The organism is Bacillus sp. FSL W8-0920 (genome assembly GCF_038593215.1).
Classification (GTDB): Bacteria; Bacillota; Bacilli; order Bacillales; family Bacillaceae; genus Bacillus; species Bacillus pumilus.
The window spans coordinates 1,023,564-1,043,723 of the sequence record NZ_CP151974.1 but is presented as its reverse complement, the minus strand read 5'-3'; the positions used below and the strand labels follow the sequence as shown (position 1 = coordinate 1,043,723).

The window sequence follows — 20,160 nt, the reverse complement described above, 5'->3', positions numbered from 1 at the left end:
ATCAGCATTTCTTCTGCAGGAGCAGGATGAGCGACCAAAGGAGTTCGCTTGTCCTGTTTTCTTTTTTGCTCATTTTTGTGATACGATGAAGGAAAATGAATGAGGAGTGACATGACGTGAGCGATTGTATTTTTTGCAAGATCATTGATGGAGACATTCCATGTGCAAAAGTATATGAAGACGAGCATGTATTGGCTTTTCTAGATATTAGCCAAGTAACAAAAGGGCATACCCTTGTAATTCCAAAAATACATAAAGAAAACATCTACGAAATGACACCAGAAGTATCTAATCACTACTTCCAAGCGATTCCGAAAATTGCAAGAGCGATCAAACAGGAATTTGAACCCATTGGATTAAACCTTTTAAACAACAACGGCGAAAAAGCCGGACAATCTGTGTTCCATTACCATATGCATATCATTCCGCGCTACGGCAAAGGCGATGGCTTTGGTGCCGTATGGAAATCACATCAAGATCAATACACGTCAGAGGATTTAAAAGAGATTTCTTCTGCCATCCACACGCGCCTTACCTCATCTTAATAGATGAGGTTTTTCTCATTTCCACCCCTTTTTATCCCCTTCATTTCTTAATAGTAAGATATTTAAAACGATTCAAATTTTTTGTCCAATTGCTTCAAATTTGTGATAGGATGGTTTTATCTTTTGATCCATTAACGCGAGAAATAGGGAGAGATTGTGATGAAGCGAACGACGAATTTTAATGCTGGTCCGGCGGCACTGCCGCTAGAAGTGCTTGAAAAAGCACAGGAAGAACTTGTTGATTTTAAACAAACTGGGATGTCTGTGATGGAGCTGTCTCATCGCAGCGGTGAATATGAAGAAGTCCACAATAAGGCAAAAGCACTGTTGGTGGAACTGATGGACATTCCTGAAGATTACGAAGTCCTCTTTTTACAGGGCGGAGCTAGCCTTCAATTTGCGATGATTCCGATGAACTTCTTACATGAAGGCGAAACGGCTCATTTCATTCAAACTGGCGCTTGGTCAGAAAAAGCATTATCAGAAGCAAAAGGGTTTGGTGAAACATCTGTGTTTGCTTCAAGTGAAGACGACAACTACTCGTATATTCCAGAAGTAGATGCCTCCGGTTTAACAGATGGCGCTTACTTACACATCACATCAAACAATACGATCTTCGGCACTCAGTGGAAAACGTTCCCTGGTACATCATTACCGCTCATTGCGGATATGTCCAGTGATATTCTCAGCAAAAAAATCGATGTTTCTCAATTTGATCTCATTTATGCTGGGGCACAAAAAAACCTAGGGCCTTCTGGTATCACGATTGTGATCGCGCGCAAACGTTTATTAGAAAAAGAGAAAAGCAGCACACCGAAAATATTAAAATATTCAACACACGCAAAAGCTGGCTCTCTTTATCACACACCACCGACTTTTGCGATTTATATGCTGTCTCTTGTCCTTGAGCATGTTAAACAGGCTGGCGGCGTAGAAGCAGCGGAAAAACGCAATGAACAAAAAGCAGGCATTCTCTATGACACAATTGATCAAAGCGGCGGTTTTTACAAAGGACACGCACGCACTGACAGCCGTTCGCATATGAATGTCACATTTACCCTTCGTGATGATGCGCTCACTGCTTCCTTTGTAGAGAAAGCAAAGCAGGAACAAATGGTTGGACTTGCCGGCCACCGTTCTGTCGGTGGATGCAGAGCATCTATTTACAATGCGGTATCGATTGAAGACTGCCAAAAGCTTGCGGACTTTATGAAAAAGTTCCAGCAAGAAAATGAGTAAAAAAGCTTTTCTATAGAGAAATAAATTTGTTATAATAACGAGAAATATAAAGTGATGACTCTTGCAATAAATGATGAGCCATATTATTGGAGAGTTCTAAGAGCTTAGCAGAGGAGAGCATAGAAATGAAAACAAAAGAATTAGTCATTATGTCATTGCTTGTAGCAATGGGAGCTGTTTTGCATACGATTTTCCCGCCCATCTTTTTCGGAATGAAACCTGATATGATGCTGGTTATGATGTTTTTAAGCATCATCCTTTTCCCAAAGGTACAGCATGTAGTGGTTATTGCCCTCGTAACAGGCGCCATTTCTGCATTAACAACAGGTTTCCCAGGCGGACAAATTCCGAATATGATTGATAAACCAGTAACAGCCTTTATCTTCTTAGCCCTTTTCTTATCTTGCATGAAGATAAAGAACAAAGTAGTGCTAACCGCTGTGTTAACTGCGATTGGAACCATCGTATCCGGCGTGATTTTCCTATCTGCCGCATTACTGATCACTGGACTGCCAGCTGCATTACCGGCACTTCTTGTAGGCGTCGTCCTGCCAGCAGCCGTGATTAATACCATTGCCATGGTATTTGTCTTCCCAATTGCTCAGTCCATTCTCAGACGTGCAAGAATGATAGAAGTTGCTTAACAAATAATCGAACCTCTTCATAATAGATGAAGAGGTTTTTTTCATGCTTTTATAAAAGAAAAAGGGTCAGCAGCAAAATGAGGAGCGAAATTCCTGCACCTGCCGCACACACAAGTGCTTTTTGCTTTAATACATGTTTTGGCGGATAAGACCCTGCATACCCCAGCTGTCTTGCATAATGAATAGAACCACCTGTAAAAACGACACCGATACACGTAAAAACGAACAGAAAGACAGACAACCTTCTCCCCTCCCTTTTCTTCAAAAGTATGCTAAAATAAAGCAAGCTATGTATGGAAGTTCAATGAAGCTGATCGTCAGCTCAGAGAGAACATGCGAATGTGTAAAATTTGACTAGAGGTGATTTGAATGGCTAGTGGACGTTCTTTATTAACAGGATTATTTGTAGGCGGTCTCCTCGGAGGTGCGGCAGTGCTCCTGACGACTCCCTCTTCTGGCAGAGATGTGCGCGGAAAGATGAAAGATGGCTATGACAAATTCGAAGATACGCTGACAAGATTAAAAAGAGATGGACAGGCTTTAAAAGAGCAAATTGTTGAAACAGCAAAAGAAAGCGCAGAGGTCATTAAAGAAGTCGGAACTGAATTACAAACATCGATTCAGCAATGGCGTGAAGAAATCAAGCCTCACCAGCAGGACTTGCAAAAGGAAATTCAGGAAATTGAGGAAAAGCTCAAGCAACTGGAGAAAACCTTACAAAACTAATATACTCAAGAAAAAATATTCGTTTACAAAAGTGTGCGGGGTGCGTATCCCGCACTTTTTTTGTTGAAAAAAGGTTATTTTGTCAATGTTTTTCATGAGTTTTAAAAATTCTTGAATTTTCAGCTTTATTAATCTTTATTTTATTGGCATAATAGAATTACAAGAAAAAGAGAAGTAGGTGAAATGGATGAATCATTCGGAAAAGCCTTTCGATGTAAAAGAAGCACTTTTATTCAGTCAAAGAATGGCCCAATTGAGCAAAGCTCTTTGGAAATCCATTGAAAAGGACTGGCAGCAGTGGATCAAACCGTATAACCTAAATATCAATGAACATCATATTTTGTGGATTGCGTATCAATTAAAAGGAGCTTCAATATCAGAAATTGCAAAGTTTGGCGTCATGCATGTATCAACGGCGTTTAACTTCTCCAAGAAACTTGAGGAACGAGGATTTTTAAAATTTTCTAAAAAGTTAAACGATAAACGCAATACGTATATTGAGCTAACGCCAAAAGGCGAAGAGACATTCCATAAACTACTCGAAGATTATGACCCTGCACGAACTGGTATTGTCAAAGGTGCACAGCCGCTTCATGACATTTACGGAAAGTTCCCTGAGATTTTAGAAATGATGTGTATTATCCGAAACATCTATGGTGAGGACTTCATGGAGATTTTTGAGAAATCGTTTTCAAACATTGAGAAGGACTTTTTGGATGAGCGAGGAAAAGTCACGAAAAAACCTGAGGAACTTGAAGACTCAGCTGATGCAGCAGAAAAAGCGGCTAATAAAGCAAATCAAATTGTTTAATGATCTTTATAAATTCATTCATTAACGGCTGAAACAGCCCTTGATCACGCAATGCAAATATCGTCTCATGCACATCCAGCTTTTCAATTAACTGTCCTGCAAAAAGCGCAAGCATATCGTCAAACATGACGTAGCCTTGTGCTTTTTGCTTGTCCATTTCCTCTGAAAGCTCAGCACAAATACGCTCAATTTCCTGCGCCTCTTCCTTCGATACCCGCTGCCTGATCAATAATGCATAATATGGATAACGGCTCATATCGGTCGCCGTCAGCAAAAGTTCCATATAATATTCGAGCTGGCTCATTCGTTCCTCAATACTCATGTACGTTCCCTCTTTCTCTTAGTCTTTCTATTCTAGCCGAAATTACTCATTGACGAAAGAGACGAACCTCCCTCTTCTGTCTTTTTTTCTTGAAAAATCCAAAGTTTCCTCTCTTTATTCCATGTGAACACAACATTTTATTTTTTTTCATGAAAACCATTGATTTTTATCCTCAGGAAGAGTAAATTATCTTGAGATATTCAATTAGTTTTTTAAGATTGGAAGGATGAAAAATGAATTGTTGGAAAACCATTAATCTTGAAAAGGATTATGGTTATACAAGACTGCTGATTTCAGCCATAAGTCTTGCTATACTTTTTTTCATTACGGCTTTTTTATGTTTTCAACTGACTCATCCTGAAACGAGACTAAGCAGTCACAACGCACCGCTTTTTGCGATGCTTTTACTTGTGACATTGCTTGTCCACCGCGTGGTTCACTTGATCCCAGTGATGAAAAACAAGAAAAAAATGACGCTATTTAAACGCAATTGCTGGCAGCGTGTACCAAAGAACATCATGCTTTATTCACTTCTCAGTCCATTTTGTGTGATTTCACCGGTTTACTTTGTGTTAGGTGTGGCGTTTCCAATGTATGCACACTATTTTATCATCATCGCAAGTATTCATGCAGGCTATTGTTTGCCTGACTTTTTATTTGCATGGAAACTGCTCAAAGCACCTAAATCCTGCATCATCGATCAAGCCCAAGACGAGTTTGATATTTTAGTTGACCAAACATCCTCATCATGAGGTTTTTAAAGCCAACTTCTATCTTTTTCATAAAAAATTTGGTAATGTAGTATGGGAATAGCATAGAGAGGGGGGATCTCCGATAGTTTTATTTTACTTCATCGTCTTTGCCGCGTTTATTGTGTATTCAATAAACAGGCTTACTAATACATTATGCCTTGTCAGAGAGATTCCTGAAGAACGGCAAGATAAGGTGTTTCGCTTTATCAATGTATCGATACTGATCTTACTGATCTCATCATTTGTTGAAATTACCATATCTATTTAAGATCAAAGCAAAAGCTGCCAGTTTGAGGGCAGCTTTTTGTGTATATTCATTAATTAGCAAATCCAAGATGCACCGATAATGATCAATAAGATGAATAACACGACGACTAGTGCAAAACCGCCAGCGAAGACTTCTCCTCCCATGTAAAAAACACCTCCTGCCAGTTCTTCCTCTGTTCTAAGCTCAGTGTATGCTATAAAATTGAAAACGTTTAGGCACCTGTCATCGTTTGAAAAAAGAACCGCCCGCACGCATGGCAGGACGGCTCCTTTCTGTCACAGCGATTTAATTAATAAAGATATGCTGCACCAACGATGATCAGCAAAATGAATAGCACGACCAATAAAGCAAACCCATTAGAATATCCTGCTCCCATATAATTCAGCCTCCTTTTTGTGATCACTATATGTGTATGTAGCGCGCAAATTTTTGACTAGACGAATGCCCTCCCATTTGCATTTCTTTTTACAGCGTGTCACAATATGTTATGATACAAGCAATGATAAATAAATTGGAAAGATTAGGAGTGTTTTTTGAATGAAAAAAATGGCTTTAGCAGCTGTAACAGCAGTTAGTGTTTTAACTCTTGGCGCATGCAGTAGCGGTGATAAAGATGTCATCGCAACAACAAAATCAGGAGATGTCACAAAAGAAGAGCTTTATACGACTCTTAAGAAACAAGCAGGTGGAGATGCTTTAAATCTACTTGTTCAACAAAAGGTTCTTGCTGACAAATACAAAGTATCTGATAAAGAAATTGATAAGAAAATGGAAGAATATAAAAAGACACTTGGTGAAGATCGTTTAAAACAACTTCAAGATGAATTCGGAAAAGATTACATCAAAGATCAAGTGAAATATGAGCTGCTGACTCAAAAGGCTGCCAAAGCTAACATCAAAATCACTGATAAAGAAGTAAAAGCGTATTACGATGACCTAAAAGGGAAAATCCGCGCAAGCCACATTTTAGTAGCTGATAAGAAAACAGCTGACGAAGTGGAAAAGAAATTAGATAAAGGTGAAAAATGGGATGCTGTTGTGTCTGAATATTCAACTGATACCGCTTCAGCTGCACAAGGCGGCGATGTAGGCTGGTTCGCAAAAGAAGGTCAAATGGACGAGAACTTCAGTAAAGCTGCATTCAAACTAAAAGTGAATGAAATCAGCAAACCAGTGAAATCACAATTCGGCTACCATATCATTAAAAAGACCGAAGAACGCGGTAAATACGATGACATGAAAGCAGACTTGAAAAAAGAACTACTTAATCAAAAACAAGCAGACACAAATGAAATCCAAACGATCTTAAACAAATTGGTGAAAGATGCCGATGTGAAAGTAAAAGATAAAGAACTTGAAAACACATTCAAAGAAAAGTCTCAACAACCCGCACAAAATCAACAACCACAACAAAACCAATAATCACAAAAAACCCCTCTGCCGTGATCGGGCAGAGGGATTTTTATATCACCTGATTAAGCAATCGAGTGATCTTCTTGTGCCGCCGTATCTTGGGATCTTTTCATTTGCTGCCCCTGTCGTCTGCGCTCTCTTTCTTGCTCCATTCGCTCGATAAAAATTTCTCCTTCCTTTTCAATAAAGGATTGATCAATCTCTTGCTCCTCTTTGGCCGTTGTCATTAATTTATACGCACAGAAAATAATGCCAATGATACATGCATACACCCACCATGGAAAAAACAACATTTTTTCATCGCCTCCTTTTTTTCAGAACAGCTCTCTTCCTTTGTGTTACATGCTTATGCGAGAAGAAGACAAGTTATGAAAAAAACGCCCGCATAAGCGGACGTTTTGACATGGTTATTCGTGAAAGGTTGGTTTATAAAATGAACGATTCTCTAGCGCAAAAATACGTTCTGTATATTCTCCTGGCTTCACATGCTCAAGCGCACGATCCATCATATTCATCTTCGCATCTAAATTATCAATATAGTGGAGAATTTCGGCTTCCTTCACCATTGGTGGTTTCGGGCTGCCCCACTCTCCTTTGCCGTGATGACTTAGTACTAAGTGCTGTAGAATCAGAATTTCTTCTGAATCAATGCCAAGCTCTTCAGCAGCTTTCGCAATTTCTGTCACCATAATCGAAATATGACCAATTAAATTGCCTTCCACCGTATAGGTGGTTGAGACTGGGCCTGAAAGCTCTTTGACTTTTCCTAAATCATGAAGAATGATGCCTGAATATAAAAGATCTCGATCTAGTGATGGATATAGATCCCCAATTGATTTAGCCAAATGCAACATAGATACCACGTGATAAGCAAGACCAGAGACAAATTCGTGATGGTTTTTTGTCGCTGCTGGATAGTCAGCGAATTCCTGTCCATATTTTTTCAGCAAATGTCTTGTGACACGCTGTATATTAGGGTTTTTCATATCAAAGATATATTGCATAATCGTATCCATCATATCATGTTTTGGAATAGGAGCTGTTTCGAGAAAATCATCGATTCGAATTTGCTCATTTTCAGCAACAGGGCGTATATTCCTAAGTTTCAGCTGATTCCTCCCGCGATAATGATGAATATCGCCTACTACCTTCACAATGGTTTGTGCGGCATAGGTTTGTTCATCATTCTGCTTCGCATCCCATAGTTTCGCCTCAATATCTCCACTTTGATCTTGAAGAATTAACGTTAAAAATGGTTTGCCATTACTCGCAATCCCTTTAGTAGATGATTTAATTAATAAATGCAGGTCAACTTGTTCGCCGACATCATAGGTCATGATCCCTTTAGCCATTCAATAAAAGCTCCTTCCATGTTTCTGCTCATATAAGTATAACATAAGTCATTATTTGTCAATCATTCAACAACTAAACTCGTAACCTGTCCATCTTCTGCTGCTTGCTTCATATGCTCATGACAGGTGAAATAAAACAGCTGTGTTTCAAAACGTGTGAGCTCGTCCATCATCTCCAGCACTCTGCCTAGACGAACGTGATCGAAATGAACAAAGCTGTCATCCATCATAAACGGAAGCTGACAATCTTGCTGATGAGACAAAGCAAGCGCAAAACGAATCGCCAGATAGATCTGTTCACACGTTGCCTGTGAAAGCTCCTCAGGACGGAATATTCGTCCATCCATTCTTTTCACCATGAGCAAGTCATCTTCAGGTGAAAATAAAATCGCTTCATAACGATCATTTGTTAACGGTTGAATAAAACTAGAGGCTGTTTGAAGCAATGCAGGCAGCCTTGTTTCTTTATGCTCATTCAATTTTTCTCGTATGACGGTGCGGACAAGCTGAATGGCCGCCCATTTTTTTGCAAGGTGCTTCGCATGCTCCTGCTCTGCGGCAAGCTGATGAGTCAAATCAGACACTGTTCCAGAAGCTTCTATTTGCCGGATTTCCACCGCTAGTTCTGCTAAACGCTTTTCCATATTCTCCGCATTCAATTGAACGTCATGAAGGTGCTGCTTTGCTTCTGCACACTCCTCCTCAAGGAGAGATAGTCCTTTATGAATAATCCATTCCTCCTCATCAAAACAACCGCTTCTATGAAGCTCTTGATTCAGCTGCTGCAGCTCAGAAAGCCGTTTCCGGTATTCTTTCGATAGATGAGAAAGCACTTGGTAATCTTCTTTGGACTCTGCTTCTACTTGACGAAAAAGCTCGTCAGTTTGTTTTTCGTAATATTGAATTTCACCTTCTAGTGTCGAGAGCTGCTGCATCGCATGTTGAATGGATACATGTAATGTCTGGCGTTCTTTTTCTCTTTTCGCCTCATCTTTCAATATCTCTTGAAAGGCTGAAATATTCTCCTGAATAGTTCCTTCCTTATTTTGAAGGAGACTGCTTAACGCTGAAACCTTGCGCTCATAAATCGATTGCTGATCGGAGAGCACATCTATTTCACGCTGAAGCTCCTCATATGCCGCTGTATTCATTTTTAATTGTTTTAGAATATGGAAGGCCTCTACTAGGAAAGAAAGCTCAGACGACAAGCCAAGCTGTCTCTTCTTTTCCTCTACTTGCTGCTGGACAGGCTCTAGCTCTAGCTCCCAGTCTTCATATTGCCGGATGATTCTTTCGTACAGCAGCTCCTTCTGCCTCATAAGTGTTTCAGCTGAAGCTGCCTGCACTTGAAAGGAATCTAAGGCGTCTTCGCCGCTTCTTTGTTTCATAGGGCTCATTTGACTGAATGAGTAAATGACAAAGAAGAGAAGAACAGAAAATCCCGCAAACAAGAGCGTGATCCACCACTCTGTTAAAAAGAATAGAACACACAGAAACACCACATCAAATGCGATCAAGCCTCGGAATAACCACGACCGGGAATGAATCGGTTTCTTTTTCGTTCTTGTCCCCTTCGCATCATCTTCTGTTCCGTGCAGTCTCACTTGCTGTTCCTTTAATCCCTTTAAAGCGGCTTCTGCTTCGTCCAGCTCATGTCTTGCGTGATCAAATCGTTCATCTAACTGCGCCTTTCTGTCCATGAGACGGACGTATTGAGTGACAGTCTCCTTTAATTCCCACTCAAATTCAAGCGAATCGTCGATTTGTTCGAGCTTTATCGGGCGATCCCACTTTAGCTTTGCTACCGCTTCGTCGATTTTTTGTTTCAATGAATCACGGTTTGCTCGACACTCTGCTATGCGCTTTTTCACAAGCTCAGCATTAGATGCTTCATCTACAACTCGTTTCATCTCCATTAAGGTATCTTTGTCATAGAGCGGTTGAACTTGTACGAGTGAGGTTTGCAAATGTTCTAACTTCTGTTTCAGTGCAGTCAATTGAGCCTTTTTCGGGTGAAGGTGTGATTCTAGTTTATCCAGCTCATGCTCTGTTTCTGCTCTAAAACGTTTGACCCGGTCTGGATAGCGGGCTAATTCCTTTTTCAAGTCCACTTTTTTCTCAATCATGGGATACACTTGAATGGATTCAGTCAGTTTCTGAAGGTGTTCTTCTGCTTGCTTCATTTCATTTTGAAGCTTTTCGATCGTCTCCGTTAATTCAGATTGCTCCCGTTTCTTTTCGGTATAGCTACCTTCTATCAATCTCGCTTGTTTCAGCTGACCTGTTAGCTCTTTTAAATGATCAAGCTGCTGGTTTAATTCAGGCTTGCGGCCATTTGGTTTAAACAGCTGCTCCTGCTGCTTTAGCAGCCTGCTATCCATCTTGGTGGCTGCATCTGAGCCAAATAAACTTGAGAAAAGTAGAAATTCGCCTATCTGATCCTGATTTAAGGCTTGGACATTTTGCAGTCCGAACACATCAAATGAATAGATTGATTGATATAATCTGCGATCCGTTCCCTTTAAAAGTGTCTGTAGAAAAGCTTCGTCTTTCACTTCACCATTCGGTAAAAACACCTGTGCTTGACCACCGCGGTCGGATGTTCTCTCAATGTGAATAACGCCTAACTCGTCATCTTGGCAAGTGAGGGAACCGCCATAAAAAGAACCCTGTTTCGTCTTGTACATCTTGTTTTTCGGAAAACCAAATAACATCGATTCAATAAACGTTTTCAATGTCGTTTTCCCCGATTCATTCAGGCCGTAAACTAGCTGAAAACCGTCATCAGAAAAGTGAAAGGTCCGATTTGAAAATTTCCCGAAATGGGCGATATGGAGTGAACGTATTTTCATTGTGCCTCTCCTTTTCTCATAATTGCTTTAGCTGTTCTGTCAGCAGCCTTTGTGCTTCTTCTTTTATATCCACCTCATCCTCTTTTGTGAGAGTTTTGCCTGACTTTCTATAGGTTGGGTGACGCTTGATCGGTGATAGAAGCTCTTCATATGCCTCAAACTGTGAAATTTCAGCAGTGAGTTCCTTTAAAAAAGAATCTTCTGGATAGGCGACATCCTCATTTGTTCGGCAATCAATCGAGATCACCCAAACGAATACATCTTCATCTTCCTCCTGTTCATGAAGAACGATCATGAGCTCCTCAACCAACTCAAGCTGCGTATGCTCAAAGTAAGGTGGTGCCTCACCCGTCAATTCAATTTTCACAAAATGAGGGACGCCATCCTTTTTCAGTTCACTGATTTTGTTATCCACAAGTATCACAAGATCCGTCATATGAACCGTCTCTGTGATGTCTATTGCAAGTGTCTCAAACATCACATCTGCACAGCTCATAAATTCCGCTGTCGCAGAATCCTTGGAGAGTTGAACAACGTAACAGCCTTTCTCTCCTGTTTCTTTTATATGTCTGCCCTGCATGTTACCAGGGTAAATAATCAACGGGTCTTCATGCAGAAGGGCTCTCTTATGTATATGTCCAAGCGCCCAATAATCGAAATCTCGGGAAACGAGCTGCTCAAGCTGAAAAGGTGCATACGCGTCATGACCTTCTTGTCCAGCTAATGTACCGTGAAGCATCGCAATGTGAAAGGCAGCATCTGTCGTTTTGACGTAATGTGAGGTCATATTTTCATAGACAGCACGCTCCTTGTAGCTAAATCCATAAATACTTGCGACAAGCTGATCTCCTCTATAGTAGGATCGCTCACTTGGGGTACTGGTTGAAAAAACGTGCACATTCTCAGGCCACTCAATCGGTGTCCATTCACCGCCTAAATGATCATGATTACCATAAATAATAAAGACTTCAATCCCTTGAGTTTGCAGTCTTAGAAACTGATTTCTTAAAAACAGCTGTGCTTTCAGGCTACGGTTGGATTCGTCAAATAAATCTCCACTCAGCAGCACAAAGTCTACTGCTCGAGCAATGGCGAGATCAAACATATTCTTCGCACTTTGAAATGTACTTTCTTTGAGCCGCTTAAAGGGTAAGCTAGGGATATTCGACATTCCTGCAAATGGACTGTCTAAATGTAAATCTGCGGCATGAATAAAGGTGAGCTTAGTCAAACGTCTATCTCCTTGTCCGATACTGTCATTGTCCATATTTTATCATGCCATTTTTGCGAATGCACGTTCTATCACTCTCATTCTAAAAAACACATTTTTAAGGGCTAAAAAAGAGGTTTTATCTTATTCCTTGTTTAATTACATAGACAAGTAGAGGAAAGGAAGATGAGGAATGGAGAAGACATACTTTTTAACTGTATTTGACCCATCGGGTGAGACTTTATTAAATGAAAAAATCACAACGGATAGTGATGAAAAGGCAAAGGAATTAGGTCGCCATCGCTTAATCGAACAGCAATACACGAAGCATTCTCATCGGCTCGTTGATGATGCAGGCAAGCTACTTTTATTTGAACGTTAAAAAAGCCGGCATTCGCCGGCATCACATCCGTTTATACATTCTGGAACACAGGTCGTCTTTTTTCTAAAAAGGCCTGAATGCCTTCCTTATGATCATGGCTTTGCCTCAGCCTTGCCTGTGCTGCCCTCTCCTTTTGAAGAACGGCTAATAGCTGTGATTCTGACTGCTGGAAATAGATTAGCTTTGTCTCGATAAATGCTTGAAGCGGCATGTTCATAAACGGCTTCACACATACCTTTTGATACGCATCGACTTCCTCTTGAAACACGCCGTCTGCAAGGCCCAGCTTTAGCGCTTCTTCAGCAGGAAGCTTTTGTCCGCTCCAAATCAATTGTTTCGCGGTTTGTTCACTGACTCTTTTTGTAAGGAAAAAGTGTCCTCCGCCATCTGGTATTAAGCCTACTCCATTAAAATTCATGGCGAGCTTTGCATCATGATGCATAAACAAGTAGTCACAGCTTAAAGCAAAGCTAAAAGCAAGGCCTGCCGCTGACCCGTGGACAAGAGCAATCGTCACTTTTTTCATACCGGCAAGAGAAAGCGTAATCCCCTCGATCAGATCCATCACACGATGGAAATCTTCTTCACTTTCCTGCTTAAGCATCATGCCAATATCTCCGCCTGCTGAAAATCCTTTTCCCACACCCTTGATCACAACGACTTTTGCACTACTTTCCTCCGCCGCATCACATGCCTCTTTGAATTCAGCAAACATGTCCACATGAAATGAATTGTAAGCATCTGGTCTGTTGAAAACGATTTCAAAAATATCCCCGTCTAGCTGACAATTGATATATGTCATCATGCATCCCCCTTTTCTTTTAAACACACAACTTACTTCCATTTCAACCCGAATAATCCCTTTTCCTCTGCGTAAAAAATTTCAAGATCAGTTGATACCAAAATAAGCATAATTGTTGAAACAAAAAATATATTTTTATATATTAAATGAGGAAAGAAGTTGGTGATGAAAGGGGGAGGATGGCTGATAAGGCTTTCCCTATTCATATTGGTTAGTTTCATCGTCATGTTTTCTCCTTTTTCAAATGTCGTTTTTGCTACACAAGCAGAAACGAGCACACCTAGTCTTATTTCTCCATCCATCTCCGATGAAGAAATACACGCTGTGAAAACACCTCTATTTTCAAAAAATATGCCTCTTCTATTCTATTAAAGGACAGATTATCACTAGCTGATTCAAAGGTTTTCCCTCTAAAGCCTGCTCCATCAGCTGCGTTATCGATTGATCTACGTTTTTTGAAAATAAAGTGTGCGATCCCCATTATGTGTCAATCAAATGATCCATAATGATTCATTTTATTTCATCCGTATTACGATATGAAAATCACAACCTACATATTTGGAGGGATAAAATGAATATGAAAGAAAATGATTTTCCTGGGAGTATTGCGGGCGGACTTGCCGCTACCTTAAAGCCATTTGCTGCATTGTACGTCTTAATCCTTGCGATATTAGGTCCACTAGTGACGAAGGAATCTAAGCGAATTTATCAAATTCTGAACAAAGTGTTCAAATGGCAAACAGAAAAGCCAAAAGTGAAAAAAGAAACGAACCTAATGAAAAAGGGCCTTATGCTTGGGGCCCTTTTTATCTCTTATTCAAATTGCTGAAAGGCTGTTTCTTGCTTAACTGGCGCTTCTTTGACCCCGCGAATGGTTTGAATCACTTTCTGGTTGCGGTAGATGGATAGTTTTAAATTGGTCGCCGCTGTTCCATGAGAGTGATCTAGGTGCGTGAATGTAAAGAAATGATGCGGACGCTTGTCTTTGAACACAAGCCTGAAGTCTTCTGTCACTTTAAAATGCTCTTCACTTTCCCATTCAATTAAAGGTTCATACGCACTAAACCATGCCGGGATATTCGGTGTATACCCTGTAGCCAATACAGCACGATCTACTGTTATATTCTTTTTTTTCTTTAACTGCCACTGCTTTAGGTGTAGCTTCAGGGACTGATTCTCCTCCACCTGTATGGCTTCAAGCTCGGTCATTGGCTGAATAATCACAGATGCCTCTTCGCCTGAAACAGACCGATGATACAATTCCTGATAAATGCGTGAGAGTGTCGATGCATCTATCCCATTTCTTAATCCAGTCAGCCTAGGTAATGTGTTCATTCGTTCTTCATAAGGAAGCGAATGGAAATATTCAACGTACTTTGGTGTAAACAGCTCCTGACCAAGCTCAGCCGTCTCCAGCTCTCTAAATTCACTAGATCGCGTAAACCAAGATAGCTGTTGCCCTTTCTTCTGATGCTGAAGCAGGTCTAAGAAGATTTCGGCTGCACTCTGCCCAGAGCCAATGACCGTCACCGCCTCAGCTTCATGAAGTTCTTTCTGTTGTTCTAAATACCGGCTGCTATGGGTCACATATGGCAGTGCAGCAGCAGGCACATCGACAGGAATCATCGGTTTGCTCCCTGTTCCGAGCACGACATGCTTTGCCTGATACTCAGAAAGCGATCCATCCTTCAATCGCCGGACTTTCACAAGATAACCACCTTGGCAGTCCGTCACTTCCTCTACCTTCATGCCAAATTGACAGCTATCTAATTCACCTGCGACCCATGACAAATACTCATTGAATTCTCTTCGCGGAATGTCAAACTGTTCAAATGTATAGAACCGGTGAAGTCTATTTGATTCATGTAAATAATTTAAAAATGTATATCTGCTCCTTGGATTCGCCATCGTCACAAGATCAGCTAAAAAGGAGACTTGTAAATCCGTTCCTTTGATCAGCATACCAGGATGCCAGGCAAATTCAGTCTCCTGTTCAAAAAAACAGCATGAAACATCTTCATACTCCGCTAACAAAGCCGCCAAACCTAAATTGGCAGGCCCAATCCCAATTCCGATCACATCAATCATATGTACACCTGCTTTAACTTTTTATCACTTATATACCCTTTTACAAATGAAAAAAACACTGCGTCACCGCAGTGTTTAAACATGAGGAACAAATAATGACTCAAGAAACTGAATTTTCTCTTCAGTATAGTGTTCATAACGGTCATTATATGATTTTGGATCTTTTGGATTGGCATATTGCGTAATTTTTCCTGAACGTGGATCAATAAACTTACTAGCAGCACCGCATCCAATCCCAATGATTGTCTGCACTTCTTCCATAATAATGATATTATACAAACTTTCCTGTCCATCTAATGAATACCCGACATTTTCAAGGTTTCCTAAGATGTTTTTTTGTCTATATAAATAATAAGGATGATAGTCATGTGCTTTCGTCCAAGCGACCGCTTCATCCATCATACGTGTGATCTCTTCTCGGTCAGCTACTTGATATTTGTCCTTATTGCGCGTCATCTCAGACGCTCTTTTAAAGGAGAGTGTATGCACAGTTAACGATTCAGGCTTAAGTTCTTCAGTCTGTTGCAAGGAATGCTGGAATTCCTTTAGCCCTTCTCCCGGCAAACCAATAATTAAGTCCATATTAATATTATTCATGCCATACTGTCTTGATAAGTGATACTTTTCAATCGTTTCTTCTACACTATGGTGCCGGCCAATGGCTTTCAGTGTTTCATTCTCATACGATTGTGGATTGATACTAATCCGGTCAATATGATATCGGTTTAGCACCTCTAGCTTATCAGGCGAAATCGTATCAGGACGTCCTGCTTCGACAGTCACTTCCCGTATATGTTTCACATCAGGGAACGAGCGATACATTTCTTCATACAGCAAATCCATTTCTTCTGCAGTGATACTCGTCGGCGTACCTCCGCCAAAGTAAACGGTCGTCACTTTGATCCCATGTTCTTTTAGCCAAGTCCCGATTTTTTGCATCTCATAATGAAGACCAAACAAAAACGTTCCCACTCTTCCTGCTTGTCCTTTAATCGCATAAGCAGGAAACGTGCAATAAGCGCATTTTGTTGGGCAGAAAGGAATACCAATATAAATACTTACCTCCTGCTGAAGGTCATACAGGTCAGGAATCGCTTGAAGCTGACGGTCAACAATCTCCTGCATCAAATCGATTTTTTCATCATGAATCAAATAATCACGCTTTAATGCGGCATGCGCATCTTCCTTTGTCATACCTTCTCTCAGCATCTTATGAAGTAATTTTGTAGGACGTATCCCTGTGAGAATACCCCACTTTTGCGTCATTCCTGTGTGCTCCTGAAGCAGATGTAAATAAACAGACAGCACTGTGTTTTTGATTTGCTTCCAGCGCTCCTTGTCATTCAAGCCCTCTGGGACGTCTCGCGAAAAACGACTAGTGATGTCTAATCCAGCGATGTGACCAGATGCCTCCACTATGCCATTTTCTTCTTTCCAGCTAAACTCCATGACTAGTCCATCATGCAATTCATCTGGATCAAACAGCACTTCACTATCTTCTTCAAATAAATTGGCTATATTAACAAGCGGGCGATGAAATCGTTCATCTGACAGCCCTTTAATTAAAATTCGCATCGTATCACCTTTATCTTCAAACTTGTTTCATTTTACAAAATATATGTAGGAAAAGCAATGACTGGAACAGTTGAAGACCCTGCCATTTCTTGATTGACAGGGCCTTCGCCTATATTATCGTTTAATATCGAATTGATGTAAGAATCCTTCTCTTTGCTGCATTCTAAAGTATTCTTTGATCATATAAGCGACTCCCTGTTCATCGTGCGAACGTGTCACCCAATCGGCTTTACGCTTAACAGAATGAGGTGCATTTCCCATCGCAACGCCTAAACCAGCCAATTCAAGCATTGCGATGTCATCTGTTCCCTGCCCAATGACCACCGTATCTTCTAAAGTCAAATCTAATGCTGAGGTCAAAAGAGAAAGCCCCGCTTCTTTCGATACGCCTTTGCATACAATATTCATTTTCTCATCACTGATCCGAATAAGATCGACAGATGGAAAAGCTTGTTGAATGGTTCGGTGAATTTCAGGCTGCAGCTCTGCCGTTGAATATACTTCAATCACTGGTGTACTGACCGGTTCATCCATCAGCATATCACTTAGCGATTCAACAAATTGCACGGGATAGAAAATTGGATCAGATGGATGAATCAACGTCTTTCCCATCAGCTGTGACTGCGTTTTTTTCCGGTTGCCAATCGAGAATTTTTCATGCAGCAAGCGAACATTACAATCAAAGCTTTCAAGAATTTGTACAAGATTAAATGTTTTTTCTTCCGTTAGTTTCTTCACATGAAGCGGCTCATCGAGTTTATTCGCGATAAATGCACCACTATGCGTTACAAGGGTTGACGTTGGAATCTTCAACGCCTTGGCAATTTTTTGTGCGGAACGAAAATGCCGGTTGGTGACAAGCGTCACGTAAACCCCTTTTTTCTTCACGTATTCCACAGCTTCTTTTGTAGCGGAATGGATTTTTCCATTGGAACGAAGTAACGTTCCATCTATATTGAGTGCAAGTAATTTTTTTGACACTGAGGCATCCCCCTTCTTGATGACTGTACTTACGATGAGGATATGCCCTAGCTTGGTGCTTTAGAACATGCAGTTGAAAGAGCCCTATGTGTTATGAATCTTTTGCAAATAAAAAAAGCCTACCCCTAGGCTTTTTTTTATGTATGGTTTGGATGCGTCACAATGAGGTGATGAAGCTCCCCATGATCCCCTTATCTTTCACACACCAAAGCATTGCTTATATCAGATCCCCTTATGCTTTGTGTTTCTCCCAGAAGCGCTTCTCTCTCGTTTGGCTAATCGCCATAAATCCCAAGTGAAACGCACCCAATTGTCCCATGAGAGCGCTCATTTGAAAGCACTTTCAATATAAGTATTATCGCAAAATTTATGAGCTTCGACAACCTTTTTTTGAAAAGTTGGACAGGGAACATGTGAAATAAAAAAAGGGCGAATATCATCGCCCTTTTCATTAATTTTCTTCTGGATTCCCATAAAGCTCTTCAAGAGGCTTCATGATCACTTTATTTAATTCTCCGATGAGAACACTCACACGTTGTTCTGCTTCCATCAACTGCGAGATTTTATCGTGCTGTTGAACAAGTGCCACTGTTTTTTGAGCTTGCTCCACTTCTTCTTGTGTGATCTCTTGACCAGTCATTTGTTTTTGTTGAAGGTTTACTTGAATGTCACGGAAGTTATCGAACATTCTTTTAGAGGATTCATCCGCGTTTACCTCATCATAAAGATTTTTTAAAGTTGAATATTCTTCGCTATGACGCAGTGCTTTTTCAAGGTCATATGCAACATCATAAACATTTACAGACATGTTATGTCTCCTTTCTATCCGTTATCACCGATATGATCGGCGGACACCACTCCACTATAACAAACTATGGCTTTCGTTTCACATATATACAATGAATTCATCAAAATTTCTCTAGTCTGTCTTAAAATAGCGTGACAAAGATTGCTTGGATTGCGCCGATCAATCCGCCTAAAAGACCGCCTAAGAATGTAATCATCTTGAGCTCCTTATTGGAAATACTGACGACAAGCTCTTCCATTTTTTCTAGCGGGAAAAGTTCAATTTGTTCACGAATGATGTCTTCAAATTGCAGCTTTGCAAGCAGATCCTCTAAAACATTTGATGCCGCACTGATCCCCTTTTGAATCAGTACTGGTGCAACGTGTGTTTTAAGATCATCCGCTACAGCACTGACATATGCACCAACTGGTTTGTCTAATATCAGCTTTGTTGAGAAATGAGAAAGCAATTGGTTTTTCACGCTAAACATAAGTTCCTTCACATTCCATCTTTCATCAAGCTCATGTAGAGAGAACTGCTTCACCTTGTCCCATTCTTGAACAAGCAAATCTGATAAAAACCTTTTTGTCTCTGCGTTTCTTAAAAATTTGATGATTTCAGGATGTACCCGATCAATTAAGCTTGAATTTCCTAGAAACATTTGGACCATACTGCCGAGCATTCCTCTTTCTTTTAAGAAATCATCAATCATATTACCGAGTCTTGATTTTCCTTCCTCACTTTCAAAATAATGAATCCCTCTCTTTAAAATATAATCTGCTGCATCTGGAATTTTTGAAGATATTTTGTTTTCCACATCTAGCGGAAGCAATTCAGATAAAGTTTGCTCATTATAATTTTCAAGTAGTGAATTGAGCTTATGATCAGACCACTCATGGATCCATTCATCTGCTTTGACGTCAGCCTGTGATACGCCGAAGCTTTCAAGCAAAGATAGCACTGTTATCTCCATTTCAGCGCCTTTGTCAATATATCGATGGACTGTATGTAAGATTTCTTGCTTTGCCTCCGATGATTCAAATCGCTTTTGAATACCTTCTGGCGTGAGCAAATGCTCCATCACCATGACACCAACCTGCTTGGCTACTTCGTCTCTTCTTTTCGGAATGAGCCCTGGTGTAAAAGGAAGCTGTTTCCCGAATAAGTAATACGGCTTATAAGGGCGAAAAAGCATTTTAATCGCAAGATGGTTTGTTGCTGCTCCAATGACTGCGCCTATCACAATCATAAAGATAAACGTTGTGAATATATTCAAAGTCGTCATCAACCTTTCAAATAACACCCGATGTTTATTGTTTTAACCTATACGTATTATAGTTGTTGTCAAGTTCCCAAGCAAATGAAGCATGCTGCTAGACATATGATCAATCGATCTGTCGTAATGATAAAG

23 protein-coding genes and 1 pseudogene are annotated in these 20,160 nt (G+C 40.4%); 10 read left to right on the top strand and 14 right to left on the bottom strand.

What is annotated here, in order from left to right; all coding sequences use genetic code 11:
- The first annotated feature begins 116 nt into the window (after positions 1-116).
- The 3 genes from NSS78_RS05065 to NSS78_RS05055 all read left to right on the top strand — a co-directional run bounded on the left by NSS78_RS05065 (position 117) and on the right by NSS78_RS05055 (position 2,428).
- Positions 117-545: an HIT family protein gene (locus NSS78_RS05065; protein ID WP_003212458.1), complete on the top strand. Its 429-nt coding sequence runs from the start codon at positions 117-119 to the stop codon at positions 543-545.
- A 159-nt stretch (positions 546-704) separates the two neighbouring features.
- The gene (gene serC, locus NSS78_RS05060; protein WP_003210828.1) at positions 705-1,784 is read left to right on the top strand and encodes a 3-phosphoserine/phosphohydroxythreonine transaminase; all 1,080 of its coding nucleotides are present in this window, start codon (positions 705-707) and stop codon (positions 1,782-1,784) included.
- 125 nt (positions 1,785-1,909) lie between these two features.
- Positions 1,910-2,428: a tryptophan transporter gene (locus NSS78_RS05055; RefSeq protein WP_342468308.1), complete on the top strand. Its 519-nt coding sequence runs from the start codon at positions 1,910-1,912 to the stop codon at positions 2,426-2,428.
- A gap of 49 nt (positions 2,429-2,477) precedes the next feature.
- Here the strand turns inward: NSS78_RS05055 and NSS78_RS05050 are convergent, their stop codons facing one another.
- Positions 2,478-2,669: a hypothetical protein gene (locus NSS78_RS05050; RefSeq protein WP_003211362.1), complete on the bottom strand. Its 192-nt coding sequence runs from the start codon at positions 2,667-2,669 to the stop codon at positions 2,478-2,480.
- Positions 2,670-2,797: 128 nt separating this feature from the next.
- On the opposite strand from NSS78_RS05050, the gene NSS78_RS05045 reads away from it, so the two are divergent.
- Both NSS78_RS05045 and NSS78_RS05040 read left to right on the top strand, forming a co-directional pair.
- A complete protein-coding gene (locus NSS78_RS05045) occupies positions 2,798-3,154 on the top strand; it encodes a YtxH domain-containing protein (protein ID WP_007497160.1) in 357 nt (118 codons plus the stop codon).
- A gap of 187 nt (positions 3,155-3,341) precedes the next feature.
- Entirely contained in the window at positions 3,342-3,965 is a 624-nt protein-coding gene (locus NSS78_RS05040; RefSeq protein WP_050945393.1) for an HTH-type transcriptional regulator Hpr, read from the top strand.
- Here NSS78_RS05040 and NSS78_RS05035 read toward each other — a convergent pair.
- Positions 3,940-4,287, bottom strand: coding sequence for a YhaI family protein (locus NSS78_RS05035; RefSeq protein ID WP_050945394.1), 348 nt, complete (start codon positions 4,285-4,287; stop codon positions 3,940-3,942). The two genes, NSS78_RS05040 and NSS78_RS05035, sit on opposite strands and share 26 nt — an antisense overlap.
- 233 nt (positions 4,288-4,520) lie before the next feature.
- Between NSS78_RS05035 and NSS78_RS05030 the strand changes: the two genes are divergently transcribed.
- Together NSS78_RS05030 and NSS78_RS05025 are read left to right on the top strand one after the other, a co-directional pair.
- A complete protein-coding gene (locus NSS78_RS05030) occupies positions 4,521-5,039 on the top strand; it encodes a DUF3267 domain-containing protein (RefSeq protein WP_003210901.1) in 519 nt (172 codons plus the stop codon).
- Positions 5,040-5,121: 82 nt separating this feature from the next.
- Complete coding sequence (locus tag NSS78_RS05025) at positions 5,122-5,307, top strand: hypothetical protein (protein WP_072368131.1); 186 nt, start codon at positions 5,122-5,124, stop codon at positions 5,305-5,307.
- Positions 5,308-5,360: 53 nt separating this feature from the next.
- Here the strand turns inward: NSS78_RS05025 and NSS78_RS05020 are convergent, their stop codons facing one another.
- Positions 5,361-5,450, bottom strand: a complete 90-nt coding sequence (locus tag NSS78_RS05020; RefSeq protein ID WP_017360317.1) for a YjcZ family sporulation protein — start codon at positions 5,448-5,450, stop codon at positions 5,361-5,363.
- 146 nt (positions 5,451-5,596) lie between these two features.
- A complete protein-coding gene (locus tag NSS78_RS05015) occupies positions 5,597-5,683 on the bottom strand; it encodes a YjcZ family sporulation protein (RefSeq protein ID WP_008361129.1) in 87 nt (28 codons plus the stop codon).
- Between the two features lie 161 nt (positions 5,684-5,844).
- Here NSS78_RS05015 and NSS78_RS05010 point away from each other — a divergent pair, with 161 nt between their 5' ends.
- Positions 5,845-6,729, top strand: a complete 885-nt coding sequence (locus NSS78_RS05010) for a peptidylprolyl isomerase (protein ID WP_003211354.1) — start codon at positions 5,845-5,847, stop codon at positions 6,727-6,729.
- A 53-nt stretch (positions 6,730-6,782) separates the two neighbouring features.
- Here the strand turns inward: NSS78_RS05010 and NSS78_RS05005 are convergent, their stop codons facing one another.
- From NSS78_RS05005 to NSS78_RS04990, 4 genes are all read right to left on the bottom strand, one after another.
- Entirely contained in the window at positions 6,783-7,013 is a 231-nt protein-coding gene (locus tag NSS78_RS05005) for a sporulation YhaL family protein (protein WP_003211592.1), read from the bottom strand.
- A 114-nt stretch (positions 7,014-7,127) separates the two neighbouring features.
- Positions 7,128-8,072 carry a 3'-5' exoribonuclease YhaM gene (gene yhaM / locus NSS78_RS05000; RefSeq protein ID WP_342468307.1) on the bottom strand — a complete coding sequence of 315 codons (945 nt, stop codon included), beginning with the start codon at positions 8,070-8,072 and terminating at the stop codon, positions 7,128-7,130.
- A gap of 62 nt (positions 8,073-8,134) precedes the next feature.
- Entirely contained in the window at positions 8,135-10,924 is a 2,790-nt protein-coding gene (locus tag NSS78_RS04995; protein WP_212046111.1) for an AAA family ATPase, read from the bottom strand.
- 16 nt (positions 10,925-10,940) lie between these two features.
- Positions 10,941-12,155, bottom strand: coding sequence for a DNA repair exonuclease (locus tag NSS78_RS04990; protein WP_212046112.1), 1,215 nt, complete (start codon positions 12,153-12,155; stop codon positions 10,941-10,943).
- Between the two features lie 172 nt (positions 12,156-12,327).
- Here NSS78_RS04990 and NSS78_RS04985 point away from each other — a divergent pair, with 172 nt between their 5' ends.
- Complete coding sequence (locus NSS78_RS04985) at positions 12,328-12,516, top strand: YhzD family protein (protein ID WP_003210963.1); 189 nt, start codon at positions 12,328-12,330, stop codon at positions 12,514-12,516.
- A gap of 31 nt (positions 12,517-12,547) precedes the next feature.
- Here NSS78_RS04985 and NSS78_RS04980 read toward each other — a convergent pair whose 3' ends face one another.
- The gene (locus NSS78_RS04980; RefSeq protein WP_137054839.1) at positions 12,548-13,321 is read right to left on the bottom strand and encodes an enoyl-CoA hydratase; all 774 of its coding nucleotides are present in this window, start codon (positions 13,319-13,321) and stop codon (positions 12,548-12,550) included.
- 601 nt (positions 13,322-13,922) lie between these two features.
- On the opposite strand from NSS78_RS04980, the pseudogene NSS78_RS04975 reads away from it, so the two are divergent.
- Positions 13,923-14,147: pseudogene (locus tag NSS78_RS04975) on the top strand (hypothetical protein); the annotation flags it as partial.
- Here the strand turns inward: NSS78_RS04975 and NSS78_RS04970 are convergent.
- The 5 genes from NSS78_RS04970 to NSS78_RS04950 all read right to left on the bottom strand — a co-directional run bounded on the left by NSS78_RS04970 (position 14,132) and on the right by NSS78_RS04950 (position 20,025).
- Positions 14,132-15,406 (bottom strand): SidA/IucD/PvdA family monooxygenase, encoded by a 1,275-nt coding sequence (locus NSS78_RS04970; protein WP_212046113.1) that lies wholly within the window; start codon positions 15,404-15,406, stop codon positions 14,132-14,134. The pseudogene NSS78_RS04975 and the gene NSS78_RS04970 overlap by 16 nt on opposite strands.
- 75 nt (positions 15,407-15,481) lie before the next feature.
- The gene (locus tag NSS78_RS04965) at positions 15,482-16,981 is read right to left on the bottom strand and encodes a coproporphyrinogen III oxidase (protein WP_212046114.1); all 1,500 of its coding nucleotides are present in this window, start codon (positions 16,979-16,981) and stop codon (positions 15,482-15,484) included.
- A 114-nt stretch (positions 16,982-17,095) separates the two neighbouring features.
- Positions 17,096-17,962 (bottom strand): Cof-type HAD-IIB family hydrolase, encoded by an 867-nt coding sequence (locus tag NSS78_RS04960; RefSeq protein WP_050945401.1) that lies wholly within the window; start codon positions 17,960-17,962, stop codon positions 17,096-17,098.
- Positions 17,963-18,413: 451 nt separating this feature from the next.
- Positions 18,414-18,770 carry a YlbF family regulator gene (locus NSS78_RS04955; RefSeq protein WP_003211109.1) on the bottom strand — a complete coding sequence of 119 codons (357 nt, stop codon included), beginning with the start codon at positions 18,768-18,770 and terminating at the stop codon, positions 18,414-18,416.
- A gap of 121 nt (positions 18,771-18,891) precedes the next feature.
- Entirely contained in the window at positions 18,892-20,025 is a 1,134-nt protein-coding gene (locus tag NSS78_RS04950) for a DUF445 family protein (RefSeq protein WP_050945402.1), read from the bottom strand.
- Positions 20,026-20,160 lie beyond the last annotated feature (135 nt).

Coding starts and splice junctions, on each gene's coding strand:
- NSS78_RS05030 (WP_003210901.1), top strand. CDS start 4,521: ATGAATTGTTGGAAAACCATTAATCTTGAAAAGGATTATGGTTATACA.
- NSS78_RS05035 (WP_050945394.1), bottom strand. CDS start 4,287: ATGAGTATTGAGGAACGAATGAGCCAGCTCGAATATTATATGGAACTT.
- NSS78_RS05005 (WP_003211592.1), bottom strand. CDS start 7,013: ATGTTGTTTTTTCCATGGTGGGTGTATGCATGTATCATTGGCATTATT.
- NSS78_RS04980 (WP_137054839.1), bottom strand. CDS start 13,321: ATGATGACATATATCAATTGTCAGCTAGACGGGGATATTTTTGAAATC.
- yhaM (WP_342468307.1), bottom strand. CDS start 8,072: ATGGCTAAAGGGATCATGACCTATGATGTCGGCGAACAAGTTGACCTG.
- NSS78_RS05040 (WP_050945393.1), top strand. CDS start 3,342: ATGAATCATTCGGAAAAGCCTTTCGATGTAAAAGAAGCACTTTTATTC.
- NSS78_RS05015 (WP_008361129.1), bottom strand. CDS start 5,683: ATGGGAGCAGGATATTCTAATGGGTTTGCTTTATTGGTCGTGCTATTC.
- NSS78_RS04965 (WP_212046114.1), bottom strand. CDS start 16,981: ATGCGAATTTTAATTAAAGGGCTGTCAGATGAACGATTTCATCGCCCG.
- NSS78_RS04995 (WP_212046111.1), bottom strand. CDS start 10,924: ATGAAAATACGTTCACTCCATATCGCCCATTTCGGGAAATTTTCAAAT.
- NSS78_RS05055 (WP_342468308.1), top strand. CDS start 1,910: ATGAAAACAAAAGAATTAGTCATTATGTCATTGCTTGTAGCAATGGGA.
- serC (WP_003210828.1), top strand. CDS start 705: ATGAAGCGAACGACGAATTTTAATGCTGGTCCGGCGGCACTGCCGCTA.
- NSS78_RS04985 (WP_003210963.1), top strand. CDS start 12,328: ATGGAGAAGACATACTTTTTAACTGTATTTGACCCATCGGGTGAGACT.
- NSS78_RS05045 (WP_007497160.1), top strand. CDS start 2,798: ATGGCTAGTGGACGTTCTTTATTAACAGGATTATTTGTAGGCGGTCTC.
- NSS78_RS05020 (WP_017360317.1), bottom strand. CDS start 5,450: ATGGGAGGAGAAGTCTTCGCTGGCGGTTTTGCACTAGTCGTCGTGTTA.
- NSS78_RS05010 (WP_003211354.1), top strand. CDS start 5,845: ATGAAAAAAATGGCTTTAGCAGCTGTAACAGCAGTTAGTGTTTTAACT.
- NSS78_RS04955 (WP_003211109.1), bottom strand. CDS start 18,770: ATGTCTGTAAATGTTTATGATGTTGCATATGACCTTGAAAAAGCACTG.
- NSS78_RS04970 (WP_212046113.1), bottom strand. CDS start 15,406: ATGATTGATGTGATCGGAATTGGGATTGGGCCTGCCAATTTAGGTTTG.